This window comes from Fibrisoma limi BUZ 3, from assembly GCF_000296815.2.
Taxonomy (GTDB): Bacteria; Bacteroidota; Bacteroidia; order Cytophagales; family Spirosomataceae; genus Fibrisoma; species Fibrisoma limi.
This window is the reverse complement of sequence record NZ_CAIT01000006.1, coordinates 1,480,290-1,501,161: the sequence shown is the minus strand read 5'-3', so window position 1 is coordinate 1,501,161 and position 20,872 is coordinate 1,480,290. Positions and strand designations below refer to the sequence as shown.

Annotated in this window: 17 protein-coding genes; 12 read left to right on the top strand and 5 right to left on the bottom strand. The window is 52.7% G+C overall.

All coding sequences use genetic code 11. The annotated features are described in order from the left end of the window. Together BN8_RS14210 and BN8_RS14205 are read right to left on the bottom strand one after the other, a co-directional pair. Positions 1-1,959, bottom strand: a complete 1,959-nt coding sequence (locus BN8_RS14210; RefSeq protein ID WP_009282594.1) for an asparagine synthase-related protein — start codon at positions 1,957-1,959, stop codon at positions 1-3. 114 nt (positions 1,960-2,073) lie between these two features. Continuing rightward, positions 2,074-3,168: a lipase family protein gene (locus BN8_RS14205; RefSeq protein ID WP_009282593.1), complete on the bottom strand. Its 1,095-nt coding sequence runs from the start codon at positions 3,166-3,168 to the stop codon at positions 2,074-2,076. Positions 3,169-3,288: 120 nt separating this feature from the next. Here BN8_RS14205 and BN8_RS14200 point away from each other — a divergent pair, with 120 nt between their 5' ends. The 3 genes from BN8_RS14200 (at position 3,289) to BN8_RS14190 (ending at position 6,018) form a co-directional block, all read left to right on the top strand. Beyond that, positions 3,289-4,206: a helix-turn-helix domain-containing protein gene (locus BN8_RS14200; protein WP_009282592.1), complete on the top strand. Its 918-nt coding sequence runs from the start codon at positions 3,289-3,291 to the stop codon at positions 4,204-4,206. An 82-nt stretch (positions 4,207-4,288) separates the two neighbouring features. Next, complete coding sequence (locus BN8_RS14195) at positions 4,289-5,143, top strand: oxidoreductase (protein WP_009282591.1); 855 nt, start codon at positions 4,289-4,291, stop codon at positions 5,141-5,143. A gap of 17 nt (positions 5,144-5,160) precedes the next feature. Further along, entirely contained in the window at positions 5,161-6,018 is an 858-nt protein-coding gene (locus tag BN8_RS14190) for an oxidoreductase (RefSeq protein WP_009282590.1), read from the top strand. Positions 6,019-6,096: 78 nt separating this feature from the next. On the opposite strand, the gene topA is transcribed toward BN8_RS14190, so the two are convergent. Both topA and BN8_RS14180 read right to left on the bottom strand, forming a co-directional pair. After that, on the bottom strand, positions 6,097-8,775 hold the full coding sequence (gene topA / locus BN8_RS14185; protein ID WP_040005810.1) for a type I DNA topoisomerase: 2,679 nt from the start codon (positions 8,773-8,775) through the stop codon (positions 6,097-6,099). A 362-nt stretch (positions 8,776-9,137) separates the two neighbouring features. Then, on the bottom strand, positions 9,138-9,590 hold the full coding sequence (locus tag BN8_RS14180) for a CHRD domain-containing protein (RefSeq protein WP_040005809.1): 453 nt from the start codon (positions 9,588-9,590) through the stop codon (positions 9,138-9,140). A 201-nt stretch (positions 9,591-9,791) separates the two neighbouring features. Here BN8_RS14180 and BN8_RS14175 point away from each other — a divergent pair, with 201 nt between their 5' ends. Then, positions 9,792-12,059: an aconitate hydratase gene (locus tag BN8_RS14175; RefSeq protein ID WP_009282587.1), complete on the top strand. Its 2,268-nt coding sequence runs from the start codon at positions 9,792-9,794 to the stop codon at positions 12,057-12,059. A 121-nt stretch (positions 12,060-12,180) separates the two neighbouring features. Here BN8_RS14175 and BN8_RS14170 read toward each other — a convergent pair whose 3' ends face one another. Further along, entirely contained in the window at positions 12,181-12,651 is a 471-nt protein-coding gene (locus tag BN8_RS14170; protein ID WP_009282586.1) for a YdeI/OmpD-associated family protein, read from the bottom strand. Positions 12,652-12,800: 149 nt separating this feature from the next. Here BN8_RS14170 and BN8_RS14165 point away from each other — a divergent pair, with 149 nt between their 5' ends. The 8 genes from BN8_RS14165 to BN8_RS14125 all read left to right on the top strand — a co-directional run bounded on the left by BN8_RS14165 (position 12,801) and on the right by BN8_RS14125 (position 20,797). After that, entirely contained in the window at positions 12,801-13,349 is a 549-nt protein-coding gene (locus tag BN8_RS14165) for a Crp/Fnr family transcriptional regulator (protein ID WP_202806391.1), read from the top strand. A gap of 69 nt (positions 13,350-13,418) precedes the next feature. Beyond that, positions 13,419-14,540, top strand: a complete 1,122-nt coding sequence (locus BN8_RS14160; protein WP_009282584.1) for an NAD-dependent epimerase/dehydratase family protein — start codon at positions 13,419-13,421, stop codon at positions 14,538-14,540. Positions 14,541-15,066: 526 nt separating this feature from the next. Further along, positions 15,067-15,459, top strand: coding sequence for a hypothetical protein (locus BN8_RS14155; RefSeq protein WP_144051664.1), 393 nt, complete (start codon positions 15,067-15,069; stop codon positions 15,457-15,459). Positions 15,460-15,599: 140 nt separating this feature from the next. Further along, positions 15,600-16,055, top strand: a complete 456-nt coding sequence (locus BN8_RS14150) for a hypothetical protein (RefSeq protein WP_009282580.1) — start codon at positions 15,600-15,602, stop codon at positions 16,053-16,055. Between the two features lie 210 nt (positions 16,056-16,265). Beyond that, positions 16,266-17,126, top strand: a complete 861-nt coding sequence (locus tag BN8_RS14140; RefSeq protein ID WP_009282579.1) for a sterol desaturase family protein — start codon at positions 16,266-16,268, stop codon at positions 17,124-17,126. 51 nt (positions 17,127-17,177) lie between these two features. Further along, on the top strand, positions 17,178-18,704 hold the full coding sequence (locus tag BN8_RS14135; RefSeq protein ID WP_009282578.1) for a S41 family peptidase: 1,527 nt from the start codon (positions 17,178-17,180) through the stop codon (positions 18,702-18,704). A 206-nt stretch (positions 18,705-18,910) separates the two neighbouring features. Further along, positions 18,911-20,041, top strand: a complete 1,131-nt coding sequence (locus BN8_RS14130) for a sensor histidine kinase (RefSeq protein ID WP_009282577.1) — start codon at positions 18,911-18,913, stop codon at positions 20,039-20,041. Positions 20,042-20,047: 6 nt separating this feature from the next. Continuing rightward, entirely contained in the window at positions 20,048-20,797 is a 750-nt protein-coding gene (locus tag BN8_RS14125) for a LytR/AlgR family response regulator transcription factor (RefSeq protein ID WP_009282576.1), read from the top strand. Positions 20,798-20,872: the final 75 nt, after the last annotated feature.

Below are 20,872 nucleotides of genomic sequence, written 5' to 3'. Positions count from 1 at the left end.
CTAAAACAGTACGCCGGCTTTCAGTCGTTCTTTTGTCGGTAAAGAATTAAGCCAAAGAGCAAGGTAAATGATGCGGCTTAGCATCCAATTATAGCGAGTTTTTCGTTGCATCGGAATTCGGGAATTAAAGACAACATCTACGATTTTAGAGAATTTCTTTCGATCTATAATTTCCCAGATAGTATGGCTCGTAGAATTAAACCGTTCAAAAGTCGCTTTATAAAGCTGCTGAGCCGACAGATTGCCATACTCAACAAAATTAGCTTTGCTGAGCCGCGAGGTTATAACAGATGGTAGAATATCCTTTAGCCCGTTTCGGATTAAACCACGGCCGCGCCCTTGATCAAAGCAGACCGAAAGTGGAGTGGCAAGGCCAATTTCAATAACATTTTTGTCAAAGAAGGGAAATTGGTATTCATGACCGTAGTAAGCGCCAATGTGATTTAACTGCTCATTACAGATAATATTTGTAACATTTAAAATTTGAGCGAAAGAAACCTGATGCTCTTCTGTGAGCTTTGAGACAAATTGTTCCGTGGAGTTTTGTATTCCTGGAAATGTATGTTGCTTAAAATCTTCATTAAGCGCATTATTCAGCAACGTTCGGTTAGCTATTCGTTCTCGAATTCGTTTTACACAATACGCTAATATTGATGCTTCCGAAAGGTTAAATTGCTGTTTGTAGACTTGTAATGTGCGGAAAAAAGCGCCTAAAGGTTGGCTTCTAAATTGTTTCGTTAGGGCAGGGCCAATGATGGATAAGCAGTACGTTTCAAATTTTGCCTGGTTATCCAGCGTTCTCCAGCTACGGCTCAGGTGCGATAAATCACGTTCGGGGTAGGAAATAAACTGCTGACAGGCAAGCATCAGACGATCCAGGTCCTGGCTGTCTAGTAGTTGGTCAAAATAGTCGAAACCAGTTGTAATTACACTGTCGCCATCATGGCCTGTAAGGATACTTTCACAGCCAAGTTGTTGAGCTTCCAAAGAAACACTAAGATGGAAGCTGGAAGGAATGATAAAATGCTCAGGACGGTCAAAATAATAATTGATTTTTTCAACCGAATCCAGCACGTCAGTAACCGGATGAACAATATGGTGCAAAGGGTGATACTGATCAACGACAGCCCGCACAAAATCGGATTCATCCGTTGAAGCCAGACCAGTATCTATGTTGAACGTATGGATGGTTGATCGATGCTGGCTGCGTATATATTGAGCTACGCTACTTACAGATGAAGAATCGAGTCCGCCACTCAGATGAGCCCCGATGATGTGTCTTCCTGCCATCCGGGTCTCGATAGCAGTAAAAAAACGTTCTCTGAATACTTCAGCATAGTCATCAGGAGCTTTGAGTGAGTTGAACTGATTCAGATCTGGCTTCCAGAAAGGCTGCAGTGTTAATCGTTGAGCGCTAACCTGAAGATAGTGCCCTGGTAAAACGCTGTAAACACCTTCGTAAAACGTTTCATCATTGTAGGGCAGATAGGTAGTCATCCAGGTCAGATACTCCCTGTATTTCTGCCGATTAGGATGAATACTAACATCCTGAAGTACTAATAATGCTTTGATTTCGGATGCAAAAGCAAAAAAACAATTGGGCTTAAACACGTAGTAGAGTGGTTTAACACCCAGGATGTCTCTGGCACAGTAAAAAGTTTGGTTTGACGCATCCCATATAGAAGCGGCAAAATCGGCATTTAACAGGTCAAATGCTTGGGTGCCGTATTTATTGTAATTAGGTATGCATGGTTGATTTGATGGAAAGTCATCGATATCCGTAACGGCAATATGCGACTGACCGGTCTCTATTGTGCCATTGAAAGAAAGGAGTATTCCATTGTCTATGTGCTGGCAAGAAGGTGTTCCCCGATGTTTCAGCAATCGTTTGAGGTTATCGACATCGTCTGTTGCTACAGCTAGTTTGTCGAATCGAATAATGCCAGCGATACCGCTCATATCTTAATAGCAGGCAATAACTATGTTACCTGTCGCAATAATGATAATAAAGTAAAGTTACTCTGAGTTAAGCTTACTTTGCGCTTATCTTTCTAATCAATAAAGGGAATAGCATTACAACTTCAGTTGATTCGTGAGCATTAAATACGGCTCAAAAAAGTGGTGAATAAACACCTGTTTGGTATTATCCGGGAATTTCTGATAATAGGCTTCGTCGGGGTTGAGGACGATAAACTGTCCGGTGCGGACGTAATGGTTGCTTTTAAAATAGTCGGATGGTTTGTAGCCCGGGAGGTTCTTCTGAACGGTTTTGGACGCAAAATCACCCAGAAAGCGCTGGAACTCCTTCTGGGCTTTGCGGGTCGGCCGGTCCATCTTCTTAAACGCATAATTGAGGGCAATGCGCTGGAAAAACTTCTGCTTTTTCAGCCCGGCTGATATATCTTTAAACGGGTTGGTGGGGCTAAAGTCGTCGATGGTCTGGATGGAAAACGGCGTTTGTGGAACCCAGTCGGCCGCGTTGACGACGTTGAAGCCCCAGCCCCCCTGCGTCATGGCTTCGTAATCGTAGGCATAGTGGAGGTTTCCGGGCTTGGGGCCAGCGCTGCAATACGTTTTAATGCGTAGGCTGGCCGGTAGCCGGTTGCCCCGCAGGTAGTTCAGGTAGGAGGTGAGCAGGTACGAAAGCGCCCCGCCCTGGCTATGGCCCACAATGATGAATTCGTTGATGCCGGCTTTTGTGCAGGAGTCCATTTTAGGAAGGATGGTTTTGGATAAGTAGGCGACACCGAGGAGCCAGCCCACATGCACAGCCGCCCGCGGATTATTGGCCAGTTTGTACGAGAACGTATCATCGGGTCCCAGTTCGAGCTGGCCGGTTGCAGGTACCATCGCGGCATAAAAATTTTCCAGCCAGCTCACGGCCTTCTCAGTTGTGCCGCGCAGGCTGATAATGCCCACCTGATCGTCGCGGATCCATAGCTCCCAGCGATTATCCAGGCCGACCACCGGCGAGCGATACAGTCGGCGTGACCGCTTCGGGGCGGGTACTTTCTCTTCTTTCAGCGAATCAATCTGTCGGGACGTAACACTCAGCATTTCGAGGTACTCGGCTTTATCGAAGCCGGGTTTTAGCTTACCCGATTGGGCCGATGCGCTGGATAAGGTGACGTAGTAAAGACAAAGGGCAAGCAGCAGTACGTGTTTCATAAAGGTGAAGATCAACAGTGTATAGAGTACACAAACATACGATAAAGTAAACAAGCTTTAGCTGGCTGGCAGAAAAGCGAGTTAGTGAAAATTTTGGTTTGAATTGTGTAACTTCGGGCTATGGTACAGACAGAGACCCTCGAAGAGTTTTACAAGAAGAAATTTAACGGGGCGGAATTCCGCTGGCTGCCCGACAATACGCAGCAGGCTATCGGTCATTTCAATGTATTTCGGCTGGAAGATTGCCTCGCGCCAGATGCAGCTCCGGTTTCGTACAGTCGCCGGGATTTTTATAAGATTACCCTGATCCGGGGCCGAAACGTCTATCATTACGCCGACAAAAGCATCGAGATTGACGGAAGCACCCTGATATTCTTTAACCCACAAGTGCCGTACACCTGGCAACCCCTGTCGGACAATACGACCGGCTTTTTCTGCATATTCAAAGAGGAGTTTTTCACCCAGAAGATTAGAGGTAGCCTTAACGAACTGCCTATGTTCGCTCCCGGCGGAAAACCGGCCTATGTACTGAATGAGAAGCAGGATGATCAGGTAAGTCAACTCTTTGTCAGGATGATCGATGAAATCAATTCTGATTATCAATACAAGTATGACTTACTGCGGAACTACGTAACCGAGCTGACTCACTACGCGTTGAAGATGCAGCCCTCCGATACCCTGTACCAGCATACGGATGCCAAGTCGCGGATCACGGCCGTTTTTACGGAATTGCTGGAGCGGCAGTTCCCGATTGAATCACCTTCGCAACGGTTCAGACTACGTTCGGCGAATGACTTTGCCCAGCAACTGGCGGTGCATGTTAATCACCTGAATCGATCCATCCGGGCCACCACCGGTAAAACCACTACCGAACACATTGCCGAACGACTGGCCAGTGAAGCCAAAGCGTTATTGAAACATACGGACTGGAACATCTCCGAAATCAGCTACAGCCTTGGCTTCGACGAACCGGCTCATTTCAACCACTTCTTCAAGAAACACACCCACATAACGCCTTCTGCCTTTCGGAATGTTTGAATTTAGCAAGTATTGGTTTGGTTGAAGCAACCGCTTGCCTGGGGCGTCCATCTAATTTTGCTCTTACAAAACGAGCAGAATTATGGACAACAAACGAGTATGGTTCGTTACGGGAGCTTCCAAAGGATTGGGGCTCAGTTTGATCAAACAGGTACTGGAAGCAGGCCACTCTGTAGCCGCTACATCGCGACACAAGGAGGAACTAATACAGGCGGTCGGTACAAACACGCCAGATTTTTTGCCCCTTCAGGTTGACTTAACCAATGAGCAAAGCGTATCCCAGGCAATTCAGGCTGCTCACAACATGTTCGGACGGATTGACGTGGTGGTCAACAACGCGGGATACGGCATTGGCGGCAGCATCGAAGAGCTTACCGACCGCGAAACCCGGGATAGCTTCGACGTAAACGTCTTTGGTACGTTGAACGTCATCCGGAACGTGCTGCCTTATCTACGCACTCAACGGTCCGGGCATATCATCAATATTTCTTCCATTGCCGGCCTTTCAGCCAACACAGGATGGGCCATTTATGCCGCGACCAAATTCGCGATGGTTGGTCTGTCGGAGGTGTTGGCCGATGATGTTAAGGCCTTCGGGATTAAGGTCACCGTGGTGGCACCGGGGGCCTTCCGTACCAGCTTCCTGTCGCCGGAATCCCTGGTCATAGCCCAGAAACCCATCGATGCCTACGAAACCGTTCGTCAATCGCATGACAAGTATTTGAAAATGAACGGTAGCCAGGCCGGAGATCCTGAAAAAGCAGCGGCTACCCTGATGCAGGTGGCCAGTGAAGCGAACCCACCTTTGTATCTGCTGCTGGGCAGCGACGCATACCGGCGCGCAATGCGTAAGGTTGATGAACTCAGCCAGGTGTTTCAAGCCCAGGAAGAACTAGCCAAATCAACAGATTTTGACCAACAATCATCTCTCATCTAACTAAAAAAACTATTATCATGAGCACGCAAAAAGTCTGGTTCGTTACGGGCGCTTCCAAAGGCCTCGGCCTTTCACTAGTTAAGCAGTTAATTGACAAGGGCTACCGCGTAGCCGCTACGTCGCGGAATGCAGATGACCTGCGCCGGGCCGTTCCGGCCGATAGCGCGCAGCTTCTGCCCTTACAGGTCGATCTGAAAACCGAAGCCAGTGTTAGGGAGGCCATCCAGGCTACCGTTCAGCACTTTGGTCGGATCGATGTGGTAGTGAATAATGCGGGATATGGCATGGCTGGCAGTATCGAAGAGCTAACCGATCAGGAAGCCCGCGAGAATTTTGACATCAATGTGTTCGGTACGCTGAACGTTATCCGGAGCGTAATGCCTCAGTTGCGCAGTCAGCAGGCCGGACACATCATTAACATTGCGTCCATTGGTGGCTTCTTTGGCAGCTTCCCAGGCTTTGGAATCTATTGCGCAACCAAGTTCGCCGTCGAGGGTTTGTCGGAGTCGCTGGCGGCTGAGGTTAAGCCATTCGGGGTTAACGTCACGGTGGTTGAGCCGGGTTACTTCCGGACCGAGTTTCTGACGACTGGCTCGCTGGCGGTACCTGCTAACCCCATCAACGCCTACGAATCGGTGCGGGCCACGCAACAGGCCCATCAGTTTGAGATTAACGGGAATCAGCCCGGCGATCCGGAGAAAGCAGTGGCAGCCCTGATTCAACTGGCGGCTGAGCCCAATCCACCCCTTCACCTGTTCCTGGGTCAGGATGCCTATGATCTGGCTTATGTTAAGATTAAGGCCATGCAGGACGACCTGGAAACCTGGAAGCACGTAACGGTGGCGACCGGATTCGACAGCGAGGTGGCAGCCTAGCTCAGGCGAAAGCCATTAAAACCAAAAGCGCCGATCAGCAGATTGATCGGCGCTTTTGGTTTGTCTATGAGAACCGGACTACTTCTTTTTGGCCGATGTGGTCGTCGTTGCCTTTTTAGCCGTAGTAGTACGGGTAGCCGTTGCTTTCTTCGTTGTCGCTTTGGCTTTCGTTGCCGTCTTTTTCGCCGGCGCTTTGTCTTCGCCTTCGTTGTCAAGACCCGCCAGCTTCAGGCAGTCTTCCAGTGTCAGGGAAGCCGGATCGGTCTCTTTCGGGATTCGGACGTTGCGCTTGCCGACGGCCAGATACGGTCCATACATGCCATTGACCACTTTGATCTCCGGCCGCTCCGGAAACTCCTTGATGTATTTATTGCTCTCAGCCTGCCGCTTCTGCTGAATCAGTTCGATGGCCCGGTCGAGCGTCAGACCCGCCAGCGATTCGTTTTTCGGAATCGAAATGTACTTGTCTTCGAACTTGACATACGGCCCAAAGCGTCCCTTACCAGTCGTTACGGGTTTGCCTTCAAACTCACCTAACGTATCGGTTGCCGACTCAGCCCGCTTCTGCTGGATAAGCTCAATGGCCCGCTCCGGCGTGACGGTATACGGATCATCGAACTGGGTCAGTGATACGTATTTGTCATCGTGCTTGACGTACGGTCCGAATTTGCCGATACCGATTACCATCGGTTTGTCTTCAAAGAAACCAACTTCGCGTGGCAGAGCAAACAGACTCAGGGCTTCGTCCAGCGTAATGGTTTCGATCAACTGGCCATTACGCAGGTTAGCATACTGCGGCTTTTCATCGTCCGTTGCTTCGCCAATCTGCACGTAAGCACCAAACTTACCCAGCCGGGCCGATACTTTCTTGCCCGTACGTGGGTCAGTGCCGAGTTCGCGGGCACCGGTCTTGAACGATACCACCGACGATCCCTGAATTTCCTCGACGTTCTTGTGGAAATCGCCGTAGAAGCTTTGCAGCATGTTCTGCCAGTTACGCCGACCGCTGGCGATTTCATCAAAATCTTTCTCGACCGTCGCCGTGAACTTGTAATCCACGATGTCAGGGAAGTATTCGACCAGGAAATCGTTTACAACGATACCCGTATTAGTCGGGAAGAGCTTCGCTTTTTCGGAACCGAAGGTTTCTTTGCCGCTCGTTTCGCGAATCTGGTTCTGTTGCAGCGTAAACTCCTTGTACGTCCGCTCCTGACCGGGCCGGTCTTCTTTGATAACGTACCCCCGGTTGATGATCGTCGAAATGGTCGGTGCGTAGGTCGATGGCCGGCCGATGCCCATTTCTTCGAGTTTCTTTACCAGCGAGGCTTCGGCGTAGCGTGGCTGCGGACGGGTAAATTTCTCCGTAGCTTTCATCTGGCCCAGGTTCAGCGCCTGCCCGATCGTCAGCGGAGGCAGCATCCCCCTGGCGTCTTCGTCGTCCTCGTCGTCTTTCGATTCAAGGTAGACACGCAGGAAACCGTCGAACTTAATCACCTCCCCCTGCGCAACAAGCTCATTCGGAAAGTTTGTGGTTTGTGATTTGTCGTTTGTTGTTTCAACAAAAGGGCTATCATCCAGACTGGCCTGAACGGTCGTTGTCTGCCCACCGGCAAACCGAATCCCGATTGTTACGGTAGTACGTTCCAGTTGGGCGTCGGCCATCTGTGAGGCAATGGCCCGCTTCCAGATCAGTTCGTACAGCCGCTTTTCGTCTTTGTTGGCACCGGCATTACGGTCGTTAAAATTAGTCGGGCGGATGGCTTCGTGGGCTTCCTGCGCCGACTCATTCTTCGTCTTGAACTGCCGGGTCTGCACGTATTTGGGACCGAACTCGGTTTCGATTTCCGCTTTTGCCTTTCCAATCGCTTCCTGCGAGAGGTTAGTCGAGTCGGTCCGCATGTACGAAATCTTACCGGCTTCGTAGAGGGCCTGCGCCAGCCGCATCGTCCGGTCAACCGCGAAGCTCAGTTTGCGGGAGGCTTCCTGCTGTAGGGTAGAGGTCGTAAAGGGCGGAGCGGGTGATTTCTTGGCGGGTTTAGTTTCGAGATTTTTAATCGTAAACGTAGCCCCGATGCAGGCTTGCAGGAACGTGCGGGCTTCGCCGGGCGTCGCAAAATTCTTCGGCAGTTCGGCGTTCAGGACCTTGTTGCCGTCGACAATGAACTGGGCCGTAACCTTAAACGACGATTTGGACTGGTGTTTGTCGATTTCGCGTTCGCGCTCCACGACCAGCCGCAGGGCGACGGATTGCACCCGGCCGGCCGACAAACCCTGGCTGCCGCCTTTGATCTTCCGCCAGAGAACCGGCGACAGTTCATAACCCACCAGCCGGTCGAGGACGCGCCGGGCCTGCTGGGCGTTCACCAGATCAATGTCGATGGTCCGGGGCGACTGAATCGCGTTCAGAATGGCATTCTTGGTAATCTCGCGAAAAACGATCCGTTTGGTGTTTTCGCGCAGGCCAAGGGCTTCTTTCAGGTGCCACGAGATGGCTTCCCCTTCGCGGTCGTCGTCCGTGGCCAGCCAAACCTCTTCGGCCGACCTGGCTAATGATTTTAGTTCGCTGACGAGTTTGCGTTTGTCGGGTGAAACCTCGTACGACGGTTGAAAGCCATTCGTTACGTCCACGGCCAGCCCATCTTTCGGCAGATCGCGCACGTGCCCGAAACTGGACTTGACCGTAAAGTCTTTACCCAGATAGCCTTCAATGGTTTTCGCCTTCGCCGGCGACTCCACTATGACTAAGTTTTTTGACATAAAATGGTGTTCAGGTTGATAAGAACCACACAGCCTATCCTCCACAATCGCGCCGGGTCGGGCCAAAGATAGGCGCAAAACCATTGACAAATGCAAATCGCCAATGATTGGATTACGCAACGAAAGTTGAGGATTGGTAGCAGTAAGGTAACAAATTGTTACAAGGCAACGTTCGGAAAAAGTTGCTAAAAACCGCGATATTTTAGGGGTAAATCACGTCAAATCAGCCCGAATGCCTGCGTTTTGCCGATCTGATGAACCTCGAAAAAAAATAGGCCGACTGGGTGTTGATTACACAAAAATAAAGATCCGGTCCTGCTGGCCGGATCTTTATCGAAATTATTCGCAACCGGTTGAATCGGTTACTGGAGCTTGATATCGCCCCGAATCTCACCACCCGGAAAGCGGGATGTGTGCAGATTTGCGTAGTACTGTCCGGCCTTCATGGCGGAGATCTGATCCTGCGATAGCGCCGTGGTTGAGGCAATAATCGGCGAGGTCAGGCTGGGGAACGGAATGTCGACAGGTCCCGTGCCATTGGCATTGTTAATCCGGTGCAGGTGCCCCTGGGTTGGCGTCAGGCCCTGGTACGTCACGGTGTAGTTCAGTACGCCCGTCACTTCGTTCAGAATGCCATTGAACGTACCGGTAGCGGTAGAGGTGTTAGACGTAGGTTTTTCACTGAACCCGTCGAGCCGGGCAGTCAGGCGCGTTGCCTGGCCACCTACCAGTGGGTTCTCCTCGTCCTTGCACGATGTAAGCGTTACGGTTACGGCCATCAGGGCCACCATTGACCTTAGTAGTGTTTTGTTCATATTTCTGCTATTTTTTATCAGTGTTAGCATACTTGTCCGCCAAAATTAGGCGATTTGGCGAAATGAAAGACTAACCTAGGTAATATTTCCAAAACGATAGATAATCTCCTAATTTTGGCCCCGAACCATGAATCCATTCTGCCGATTCGTTGGTTATTCAGATAGAGTCTTCTTTTTAGTAACCTGTTATTTCTATTTGCTATGGCTTTTGACTTTGACATGATTCAGCGCGTATACGCCAACCTCGGCGAACGCGTTGAAGCAGCCCGGCAGGTAGTGGGACGCCCGCTGACCTTGTCGGAAAAGATTTTATATGCTCACCTGTCAGCCGGTACGCCCTCCCGGGCGTATGAGCGGGGTAAAGCATACGTTGACTTTGCTCCCGACCGCGTAGCGATGCAGGACGCCACGGCTCAGATGGCCCTGCTGCAATTCATGCAGGCCGGCCGGCCGAAAGTAGCCGTTCCCTCAACGGTGCACTGCGACCACCTGATTCAGGCGGAAGTTGGTGCCGAGCAGGATCTGGATACGGCCAAGAATAAAAACCGGGAGGTCTACGATTTTCTGGCCTCTGTTTCGAATAAATACGGTATTGGTTTCTGGAAGCCCGGTGCCGGCATTATCCACCAGGTTGTGATTGAGAATTACGCCTTTCCGGGCGGAATGATGATCGGGACAGACTCTCACACACCGAACGCCGGTGGTCTGAGCATGATCGCGATTGGTGTCGGCGGAGCTGACGCCTGCGACGTCATGGCGGGCCTGCCGTGGGAGTTGAAAATGCCGAAACTGATCGGGGTGAAACTGACCGGTAAGCTCAGCGGCTGGGCGTCGGCCAAAGACGTGATCCTGCGCGTGGCCGGTATCCTGACCGTAAAAGGCGGAACGGGCGCGATCGTGGAATACTTCGGCGAGGGTGCCGAAAGCTTGTCAGCTACTGGTAAGGGTACAATCTGCAACATGGGCGCTGAAATCGGCGCAACAACGTCCATCTTCGCCTACGACGAGCGGATGGCCGCTTACCTGCGGGCGACGAACCGGGCAGACATCGCCGATGCGGCCGAAGCCGTGAAGCAGCACCTGCGCTCGGATGATGAAGTATATGCTGATCCGGCTACGTACTACGATCAACTGATCGAAATCAACCTGAGCGAACTGGAGCCGCACATCAACGGGCCGTTCACGCCGGACCTGGCGTGGCCGCTGTCGAACTTCGCCAAAGCGGTGAAAGAAAATGGCTGGCCCGAAAAGCTGGAGGTCGGTCTGATCGGCTCCTGCACGAACTCATCGTACGAAGACCTGACCCGTTCGGCATCCGTAGCGGAGCAGGCGGTGAGCAAAAACCTGAAAGTGAAGTCGGAGTTCACCGTAACGCCCGGTTCTGAACTGGTACGGTTCACGGCGGAGCGCGATGGCCTGCTGAATACGTTCGAAAACATGGGTGGGGTTGTGCTGGCTAACGCCTGCGGCCCCTGCATCGGGCAGTGGGCGCGTCATATGGACGATCCCAGCCGGAAAAACTCGATCATCACATCGTTCAACCGGAACTTCGCCAAGCGGAACGACGGAAACGCCAGCACGCACGCGTTCGTGGCCTCGCCCGAAATCGTGACGGCCTTTGCCATTGCCGGTGACCTGACGTTCAACCCGATGACCGATACGCTGACCAACGAAAACGGGGAGCAGGTGAAGCTCGACGAACCGCAGGGTATCGAACAACCGGTGAAAGGCTACGCCGTGGAAGATGCCGGCTACCAGGCTCCGGCCGAAGATGGTAGTGGTGTACAGGTACTTGTAAGCCCAACCTCCGACCGTCTGCAACTGCTGGAGCCGTTCCCAGCCTGGGAAGGTACCGACCTGAAAGGCCTGAAACTGCTGATCAAGGCGAAAGGTAAGTGTACGACCGACCACATCTCGATGGCGGGTCCGTGGCTGAAATACCGCGGTCACCTCGATAACATCTCGAACAACATGCTGATTGGTGCGGTGAACTACTTCAACGAGAAAACCAACAGCGTGAAGAATCAATTGACCGGCGAATACGGCGAAGTACCGGCCGTGCAGCGGGCTTATAAAGCCGCAGGTATCGGTTCGGTGGTGGTTGGCGACGAAAACTACGGCGAAGGTTCATCCCGCGAGCACGCAGCGATGGAGCCGCGCTTCCTGGGCGTTCGGGCCATTCTGGTACGGTCATTCGCCCGTATTCACGAAACCAACCTGAAGAAGCAGGGTATGCTGGCGCTGACGTTTGCTAACCCGGCTGACTACGATAAGATTCAGGAAGACGATACGATCGACATCGAAGGCCTGACCGAGTTTGCGCCGGGTCGCCCGCTGGAGATTGTGCTGCATCATGCCGACGGGACAACGGATGAGTTCCTGGCGAACCATACCTACAACGAAGGCCAGATTGAGTGGTTCAAGGCGGGTGCCGCATTGAACCTGATCCGCCAGAAGACAAATGCGTAAGTAGGGTGAACGGCTAGTCTGTCTGGCCGATACATAATGAAACCCGGTCGCCGAAAGGTGGCCGGGTTTTGTTTTTGGGACTGGATTTTCCGTCGTGAATCCTGACCGGCGGCTGAGTACGTCAACGCTTTTTCGTCTTCTGGTCGTTGAGAAAGCTCATGATCTTCTGCACTTGTTTGTCGATGTCCCTAACGCCTTTTATGGAATAAATCAGGCTTCGTTTCTTGCCGTCCGTCAACGTATCAAACGTCTGTTTTGCGTCGTCGTCCTGGTCAAGCAGCACCTGTAGCACCTCGGGCATATCGATGCCCAATGGATTTGGGTCTTCGAAAATCTCAAAAACCACCGTATCGCCCAGCTTTTTACCTGTTTTCTTTAGCTGCTGCGTCGCAATGATGATGTAAAAATTACCATCGCCGAGGTGGTTCAGTCCGCAGGGAAATGACACAAGCTGGTCAATCACGCAGATCAGCCGGGTTGCCCGCTGCTTCTCGAATTGATTGACAACGTCGGCAGCAACAACAAGGTGGTAGTAGCCACCCTGTCGTTTATCGAGCTGTCGGATGGGCTGTTCAAAGGAGAAACGGGGCATGGTGAACGTAATAATGTGGCTAAGTTACGTAAGCTTTGGATACGTACCAGTGGCACCTTAATTGGGAAAAGTAGCCGTATGTAGTATCTTTCCCCACAAACGCAGGTTTGGAGCAATCGATGCAGACGCATGACAAGTTACTGGACGTAATGAACAGATTGGTGTCGCTGACCGAGTCAGATAAAGACCTCGTTCGGACATCATTTAAGCCTATTTCGGGCGAAAAACAGAGCCGACTTGTCGAGGTTGGGCAGATACCCCGGTGTCTCTATTTTATCAATCAGGGCTATGTGCGTGTTTTTGCGCTGGAAGACGGCGAGGAGATGACCAGCCACCTGAATTGCCCGCCCGGGTTTATTACAGCGTTCAGCAGTTTCATCCGGCAGGTGCCGTCGGAAGACTGTGTCGAATGCCTGACCCATGCTGACCTGCTGGCCATCACCCGGGACAGCCTGCATCAGCTTTATGCGCTCAGCCCCCGGTTAACCGAATTCGGGCGAATTATCTTCGAGCAGTCGGTGGCTTACAACGAGCAACGTATTAAAGAGTTGAAAAGCCTGACCGCTGAGCAGCGGTATCTGAAACTTTTGCACGAGCACCCCGACATTATTCAGAACGTACCCCTGCAATACATCGCATCGTTCATTGGTATCAAGCCAGAATCGCTCAGTCGCATTCGCCGACAGATCATTTCCTAACCTATGTCAAGAGAAGTGAGCTGAGCTGTTGGGAGTTTTGTAGCGTCATCAAACAAAACGATACGCACAATGAACGCACAACACACTTCGACGCTGGGCGGCACTCCGCTGGGCGGCACACCGCAAAGTACACGACTATCACTCGTCACGGGGGCCAATGGACACCTCGGCAACAATCTGGTTCGGCATCTGCTGGCACACGGAGAGCGTGTTCGGGCTTCCGTCCGGAATACACGTAACCGCGCCCCTTTCGCCGGGCTCAACTGCGAAGTTGTAGCCGCTGACATTACCGATAAAGCGTCACTACTACGGGCTATGGAGGGTGTCGATACGCTTTACGCCGTCGGGGCGGCTTTCAAGCTGTGGGCCAAAGACGAAGAAAAGGAAATTTACGAGGTAAACATGCAGGGCACCCGGAACATCTTCGAAGCGGCAGCGGAAAAGGGCGTTAAAAAAGTAGTTTATGTCAGTTCCATTGCCGCGTTGAACTACACGACCCTGCCCACCAGCGAAAGCTACGGGTTCAACCCTGACCGACGCAATGTGTATTACAAATCGAAAAACGATGCGGAGCAACTGGCGTTTGAACTGGCTAAGCAGTACGGGCTAGCGATGGTAAGTGTGCTACCGTCGGCCATGATCGGTGGCGAAGCGTTTGCATTGAATGAGTCCTATAACATCCTGAAAGCCGTTTACGACAGGCAGGTTCCGATCGAGACATCGTTCACCATTAACTGGGTGGATGTGAAAGACGTAGCGGCTGGTTGCTATGCAGCCGCCCAGCGGGGTATCAGCGGTCGGCGCTATATTCTGGCTAATGAGAAAAGTATGACGTTACGCGAAACGACTGCGTTAACGAAGGGGTTGTTTCCTGAATTGGGGCTGAAAATGCCGCCTAAAGTTCCTAAAGCGTTACTGTACACGATGGCGTTTCTGATGGAGCAGAGTAGCCGTTTCACTGGTAAAGCTCCGCTGTTACGTACGAGTCTGGTGTCGATGCTGTATGGGGTTCCGCAGGATTTTGACATCAGTCAGGCGCGACATGAGCTGGGTTTTTCACCAAAACTACCCGCTGAGGCTGTGCGTGATGCCCTGTTTTACCTGCGGGCGAATTACGCCCGTCTATCCGGCTTACCAGGTAACCAATCGGCAACACCGAGACTTGCTGTGCCAAACCTGCTGACTACGTAGCGGCTTTGTATACGACCTGGGCTATCAGACGCTGGATGGTAGGCGTTTTGAGTTGATCCGCTCTTATCCAATTTAGCGTCTGATAGCCTACGTCTAAAGGCAGATTGCCCCATTTTTCAATTGGCAACGGCTTCCCTGACTGGAGAGATAGTTAGTAATCCGCGAAACCTGTACTAAAGAATCGCGGTTATAAGCGACAATTCTTGCGAATGCCAACTTGCGGAGCTCCCACCGCCTGATTGCCTTCGGAGTAGCTGTTTTACTATTATCTCTTTGTGCCAGACTACCTGGACAAATACCTACCGCACGTACTGAGTGAAACGGCTCAATACGACGCTGCTGATGGAAGTCAGCGCCTGAGAATCATACGCTGGTAGCCCGCAACGGGAAATCGTGGAGCGCGGATTAATTGAGTTACAATATAAGGTTCGTTCTGACCTTGACTGCTGCCCCGGTGAAACGTACCGGCTGCACATTCCAACGGTTGGTCCGCTTCATGGGTCATGGCGTTATTCCAAATGTAGCCATGAAACCGAAACCCGTTGCCCTGCTGCTGATCGTCTATTGTGCTTTTATCGTCGGCTGTTCGTCACGTACTGAGGTTTTACCGGCCGATACGTGGTCGGAGGGTTGTGTCGAGTTAGCGCCTTACCAAAATGGCTACCGGCTGAATGGAATGTGCTGTTCGTATATCCTGATGCCTACGCTGCGTATTGACCGGAACCAGACCTTCACCGTCAAAGCGAGCTACTATACCTTCAACGGCGCGGGATTTATTGACATTCCCACCAACGTACGGGGGGAGTTGTCGCCGAACCGGCGTACCCTGACCCTGCGCTACACGGTGAACGGGTCTACAACGACGCATACACTCGAACCCGGTCGTGCCCGGATGTACTGCCTATGTGGGTGCGATTGAGAGGAGTCTTCTGGAACCGGAGGAACCAGCGCATATCTACCTTTCCTACTTTGAGAGGTTGTATGATAGATTTTGTAGATCAATCCGGGTAACTGTTGCGCTTATTTAGTTTCTTGGAAATCATCACTGACTCAACGGGTATGTACAGGTTCAGGCATCGGTGTGGTTTTTTCTATATCCTATTGATCTGGGCGGGTTTAGCAGGTTGCACGCTCGATGATGAACTCCCCACGTGTGTTCCGGTCGAGCAGGTTTCGGCGCAAAATAGCTGTTACGACCCTAACCGCGGCCTAACGTTGGTTGCGTCCGGCGAAACCTCTGTGCCGGACCCCAGTCAGTTTACCTGGTCGGTTTTTACCCAGCCGGATACGTCGATGAACAGCAACCTGGCAGCCCTCCCGGAGAAGATACTGGTCGGGACCGAAACGGTTGTTGTACCGGACTCAATCCTGAAAGACTCGCCGAAAATTATTGTCAAGGTGGTGACCAACTGCGGAGGTCGGGAGCTAAATTCCATGTATTTTAGCTTTGTTCGGCGACAGGGGCCGGATTCAGCCTGCCTGGTCTGGCAGCGGCAGAATGGCGAAAGTCGGTAGCAACCCTTTGGAACTAGTTCCTGTCATTCCAGAATAACCGGGCATTCGGCTCTGAGCGCTTTATCACAACCTACGAAAGAAACAGATACCAACCTTCTGATCTCAGCCAGAAGACAATTCAATAATCGGTGAACCCATATAATCACCTTTTGACACAAGACGTTATATTTGTAATAGTATAAGAACAAATAGTCTGTTTCAAAGAAGAGCATGGAGCGTTTGGTTAATTACTTTGAGCACATTCCGTCGTCGCACCGGAGCCTGATTCTGGTGGGGGGGATTACGATTTTCTGGCTCATCGAAAGCGCCGTCCCCTTGTTTCGCTTCCGTTACAAAAAGTGGCACCACGCCGGCATCAACATTTTCTTTACGCTGACAACCATCGTCGTCAACTTTGTGCTGGCGTTTATCCTGCTCCAGACCAGCGACTGGACCGTGCGGAACGGTGTCGGTCTGCTGCAATGGGCGCAACTGCCGCTGTGGGCCGAAGCGATCGTGGGCCTGCTGGTGCTGGACCTGATTGGGGCCTGGTTGCCGCACTGGACGGAGCACAAGGTCAGGTTCCTGTGGCGTTTCCACCTGATTCACCATACCGATACGTACGTGGACACGACCACGGCCAACCGCCACCACCCTGGCGAGAGCGTGATCCGGTTCGTGTTCACGACCCTGGCCGTATTCGTGACGGGGGCTCCCATGTGGCTGGTGTTTCTGTACCAGTCGCTGTCGGTAGTTTTGTCACAGTTTAACCACGCGAATATTGAACTGCCGCGCTGGCTTGATCGGGTGCTCGGCCTGGTGATCGTAACGCCGAACATGCACCATGTGCACCACCACTACGTGCTGCCGGTAACGAATACCAACTACGGCAATATTTTTCCATATTGGGACCGGCTGTTCGGTACGTACCACGAAATGCCCGGCTCAGCCATCAGATACGGCATCGATACGCACCCCGAACCACATGAACATTCACATATCGGCGGGTTACTAAAGATTCCGTTCCAGACATATCGGCCACCGGTAGGGGAGCCGCAGCAAAAAGAGAACGTTAACGTACCGGCAGCCTGAGTTGCCGGGATATAAAACCGGCCGGGTGTTCGGTCGGCACAGGTGTTTGTTGTGAAGCGATACGTCTATCTCCTTGTATTCCTGCTGACCAGTAACCAACTGGCTGCTCAATTCCTGAAAGGGTACAATCCAAACCGGAAAATTTCGGTCAAGGATTTGCGGGAAGATTTCAGGCTTATGCGGTCCGCGCTGGAAGAACTGCATCCGAGCCTGTACTGGTACACGCCCAGGGACTCCATGAACGCAGCGTTCAACCAAACGCTGGCGTCGCTTAATCAGCCGCTGACCGAGCAGGAGTTCATCAACCGGCTGTACCCGCTCATTTGCCGCATCCGCTGTGGGCATACCCAACTGGAACACAGCGAAGACTATAAATCGGCCAGCAGCCGCCCCCGGCTGGTTCATCTGCCGTTTGATGTGTTCGTGCGCAAAGGCCGTGCCTGGATTGTGGCCAATACGTCGACGGATTCGACGCTGGCTGTCGGCTCACAATTGCTGGCAATCAATAGCGTTCCCATTGCCGAGATCATCAAAACCGGATTGAATACGTGGAACGGCGACGGCCATAACCAGACCTGGAAAGAGTTCTTCCTGAACGAGTACGACTTCTTTGAGGATGTTTGCTGGTGGGTTTACCGCTGGCCGGGGCCGTATACGCTTAGTGTGCTGGCCCCCGACGGTACACGCCGGACGCTGACCGTTGCGGCAAAGCCTAAGTCCGAAGAACCCAAAAAACCGGACGAACCAGCGCGTAAACTTACCGACGAGGAAGAAAAAGCACTGGCCCGCGAAAAAGAAGAGGCCCATAAACGGAGTTATCTGAACCTGCAGTTGCTTAACGATTCGCTATCGGCTGTATTGACGGTCAACGCGCTGGAATACAACGACGAGGAATATTATCGCGAAGCGTTCCGGACGCTGACCCGCAAGAACATTAAAAACCTGATTCTTGACGTTCGGCGGAACCACGGCGGTGACGTACGGATCATCAATAACCTGCTGTCGTACCTGGCCGATACGTCGTATGTGTTTCTTCAGCGCGTAATTGCCAAGGTACCGAATCCCGGCAAAAACCGTTTCGACGATCACTTCGACTCCGACCTGACCCGGAGCTACTTCGCTACGTTTGGTCCCAGTCGCCGGATCGGCCAGTGGTATTACTTCGACTTTCGGAAAGAAGTCGGCCGCATTACGGGCTACCAGCGCGTAGCCCGGCACGACCGGTTCCGGGGTAAGCTGTACGTCCTGATTGATGGCGGTACGTTCTCGAACGGGGCTAACTTTGCGGCTGCGTTGCGGGTGGCCCGCCCGCGTACGGTGTTCATCGGTCGCGAAACGGGCGGCACGGAATTGGGCTGCGGAGGAGGAACAAACCAGAAACTTACCTTGCCCAACTCCAACATTGTGCTTCAGTTTCCGTGGATGCGGCTGGTTACCCCCTCGCGAAATCCGGTCGATGGCCACGGCGTCATGCCCGATTTTCCGGTTGAATACACGCCGGACGCCATCGCCCACCATCAGGACCTGGACCTGGAAAAAGCCCTGTTGCTGATCGAGCGGGAAACCAGTTTGCGGTGATGTTTACAACGCCAGTTTTGCGCGGTCAGGTTTAGAACCTGACTACACCACGGCTTGGAGCAGACGGTAAGCATTCGGCCCTAAGGCACGGAAGCTAAACCCGGGAAATCGCCTGGGCGGCCCGGCTCATCGACACATTCGGGCGTTTAGTCGCTCTTTTGCTAAATCAACGGCAGTAACCTGCTCTGGAAGCGTTAGATTAGAGTATGACTGTTCCGCACTCATTCCGGTTGCCCCGCACGGGCCGACGGCTGCTGCTCCTGCTGTTCTGGGTGGCCTTCGTCGTCCTGCCTTTTTTTGTGGGTAATCGACCCCCTGAGCCAATCACGAAATTACCGGTCTACTCTCCGGCTTATCCGGTCCTGTTTAATCTCCTGACGGTCGGGCTGTTTTACCTCAACGTGTACGTGTTCATTCCCCGCATCCTCGACAAGCGTGGCATGCGGGATTACCTGCTCGTTGTGGTTGGCTGTCTGGTGCTGATGGTCGGCCTTTCGTTTGGGTTTCAACTGCTCCGGTATGGACTTATGCAGATTCATTACCGGATGATGCTGGCGTCGATCATCCCGGCTATGTTCGTGCTGTCAATCAGTACGACCTACAAAGTGCTGAACGATTATCACCGGCGGCAGCAGGATCAGAAAGAGCAGGAAAACGAGCGGCTGAAGTCGGAACTGGCGTTTCTGCGGTCGCAGATCAGCCCGCATTTTTTGTTCAACATCCTGAACAGCATCGTGTCGCTGGCGCGGCTACGGCCCGAATCCGTTGAGCCCGTCACGATTCAACTGGCGGGGCTGATGCGGTACATGCTCTACGACGCCGACGGAGAACGGGTACCCATCGAGCGTGAAGTCAGTTACCTCGAAGATTTTATCAACCTCGAAAAGCTCCGGCTGGGGCATAAAGTACAGGTGCAGTACCAGGTCGAAGGGCTAAATCCGGCCATGGGGATTGAACCGATGCTGTTGATTCCGTTCGTCGAAAATGCATTCAAACACGGGACGGGGCGGCACATCCACGCAGCCGGTTCTCCCGCCGTGGTCGAAATCCGGCTGCGGATGATGGGCACGATGCTGTGGTTCAACGTCCGGAACAAGGTGGCCGATTCGCCGGTTGCTGATTTCCCCGAACTCGTTGCAACCACTCCTACGCGGCAAAATCGCTCCCGACGGTCGTCGGCAGTGGCCGAAGCGCCCACGGGTGGAACACTGGTCGGGTCGGGGATTGGCCTGAAAAATGTACAGCGCCGATTGAAATTACTGTACCCCGACCATTACCTCGAAACCAGCCGGGCCGGTGGCTGGTATGAAGTCTCCCTACTGCTTAAATTACGCTGAGTCTCCATGAAACCCATTCGCTGCATTGCCGTTGATGACGAACCCCTGGCTCTGGCCCTGCTGGCCGACAACATCCGGAAAGTGCCCGGGCTGGAACTGGTCCGTACCTGCGACGATGCCTTCGACGCGCTCGAAACACTCCAGCAGGAAGCTGATACCGGAACGCCGGTTGATCTGATGTTCCTCGACGTACAGATGCCGGGGCTGACCGGTACCCAACTGCTGGAGGGGCTAACGCACCGGCCGCTGGTCATTCTGGTTACGGCCTACGAGCAATATGCCCTGACCGGTTACGACCTGAACGTACTGGATTATCTGCTCAAGCCCGTTGCGTTTACGCGGTTTATCCAGGCGGTTCAGAAAGCCCGGCAGGCCCTGAATCAGCCCGAAACCCCGGCTCCGGTTAGTACATCGGCTGCGCCCTCCTCTGACGATTTTTTCGTGAACGCCGATTATTCGCTGGTAAGGGTGCAGGTCGACACGGTTCGCTACGTTGAGGGGCTGAAAGACTACGTCAAGATTTACACCACCAGTCAGGTTCGCCCGATCCTGACCCGCATGACGCTTAAAGCGATGGAGGAGCGATTGCCCGCACCCCGGTTCATGCGCATCCATCGCTCGTTCATTGTCGACTGCAACCGGATTGAGGTCATTCGCAAGCAGCAGGTCGTCGTGGGCGGAACGGCCATTCCAGTCAGTGATCAGTACGCTCCGCTACTGTTCGACGCGCTCCGGCTGTCGGGGCGACCGCTGTAAAGCACCAGCCCGTAAATTGTATAATTACCCCAAACCCCTGAAGGGGCTTAGCTCCGCTCAGGCCAGGATTCTGGA

Bases quoted from the DNA above. Each gene is read 5' to 3' on its own strand.
- BN8_RS14165 (WP_202806391.1), top strand. From the start codon at position 12,801: ATGAACAGATTGGTGTCGCTGACCGAGTCAGATAAAGACCTCGTTCGG.
- BN8_RS14195 (WP_009282591.1), top strand. From the start codon at position 4,289: ATGGACAACAAACGAGTATGGTTCGTTACGGGAGCTTCCAAAGGATTG.
- BN8_RS14155 (WP_144051664.1), top strand. From the start codon at position 15,067: ATGAAACCGAAACCCGTTGCCCTGCTGCTGATCGTCTATTGTGCTTTT.
- BN8_RS14140 (WP_009282579.1), top strand. From the start codon at position 16,266: ATGGAGCGTTTGGTTAATTACTTTGAGCACATTCCGTCGTCGCACCGG.
- BN8_RS14130 (WP_009282577.1), top strand. From the start codon at position 18,911: ATGACTGTTCCGCACTCATTCCGGTTGCCCCGCACGGGCCGACGGCTG.
- BN8_RS14200 (WP_009282592.1), top strand. From the start codon at position 3,289: ATGGTACAGACAGAGACCCTCGAAGAGTTTTACAAGAAGAAATTTAAC.
- BN8_RS14175 (WP_009282587.1), top strand. From the start codon at position 9,792: ATGGCTTTTGACTTTGACATGATTCAGCGCGTATACGCCAACCTCGGC.
- BN8_RS14125 (WP_009282576.1), top strand. From the start codon at position 20,048: ATGAAACCCATTCGCTGCATTGCCGTTGATGACGAACCCCTGGCTCTG.
- BN8_RS14180 (WP_040005809.1), bottom strand. From the start codon at position 9,590: ATGAACAAAACACTACTAAGGTCAATGGTGGCCCTGATGGCCGTAACC.
- BN8_RS14170 (WP_009282586.1), bottom strand. From the start codon at position 12,651: ATGCCCCGTTTCTCCTTTGAACAGCCCATCCGACAGCTCGATAAACGA.
- BN8_RS14205 (WP_009282593.1), bottom strand. From the start codon at position 3,168: ATGAAACACGTACTGCTGCTTGCCCTTTGTCTTTACTACGTCACCTTA.
- topA (WP_040005810.1), bottom strand. From the start codon at position 8,775: ATGTCAAAAAACTTAGTCATAGTGGAGTCGCCGGCGAAGGCGAAAACC.
- BN8_RS14210 (WP_009282594.1), bottom strand. From the start codon at position 1,959: ATGAGCGGTATCGCTGGCATTATTCGATTCGACAAACTAGCTGTAGCA.
- BN8_RS14190 (WP_009282590.1), top strand. From the start codon at position 5,161: ATGAGCACGCAAAAAGTCTGGTTCGTTACGGGCGCTTCCAAAGGCCTC.
- BN8_RS14160 (WP_009282584.1), top strand. From the start codon at position 13,419: ATGAACGCACAACACACTTCGACGCTGGGCGGCACTCCGCTGGGCGGC.
- BN8_RS14150 (WP_009282580.1), top strand. From the start codon at position 15,600: ATGTACAGGTTCAGGCATCGGTGTGGTTTTTTCTATATCCTATTGATC.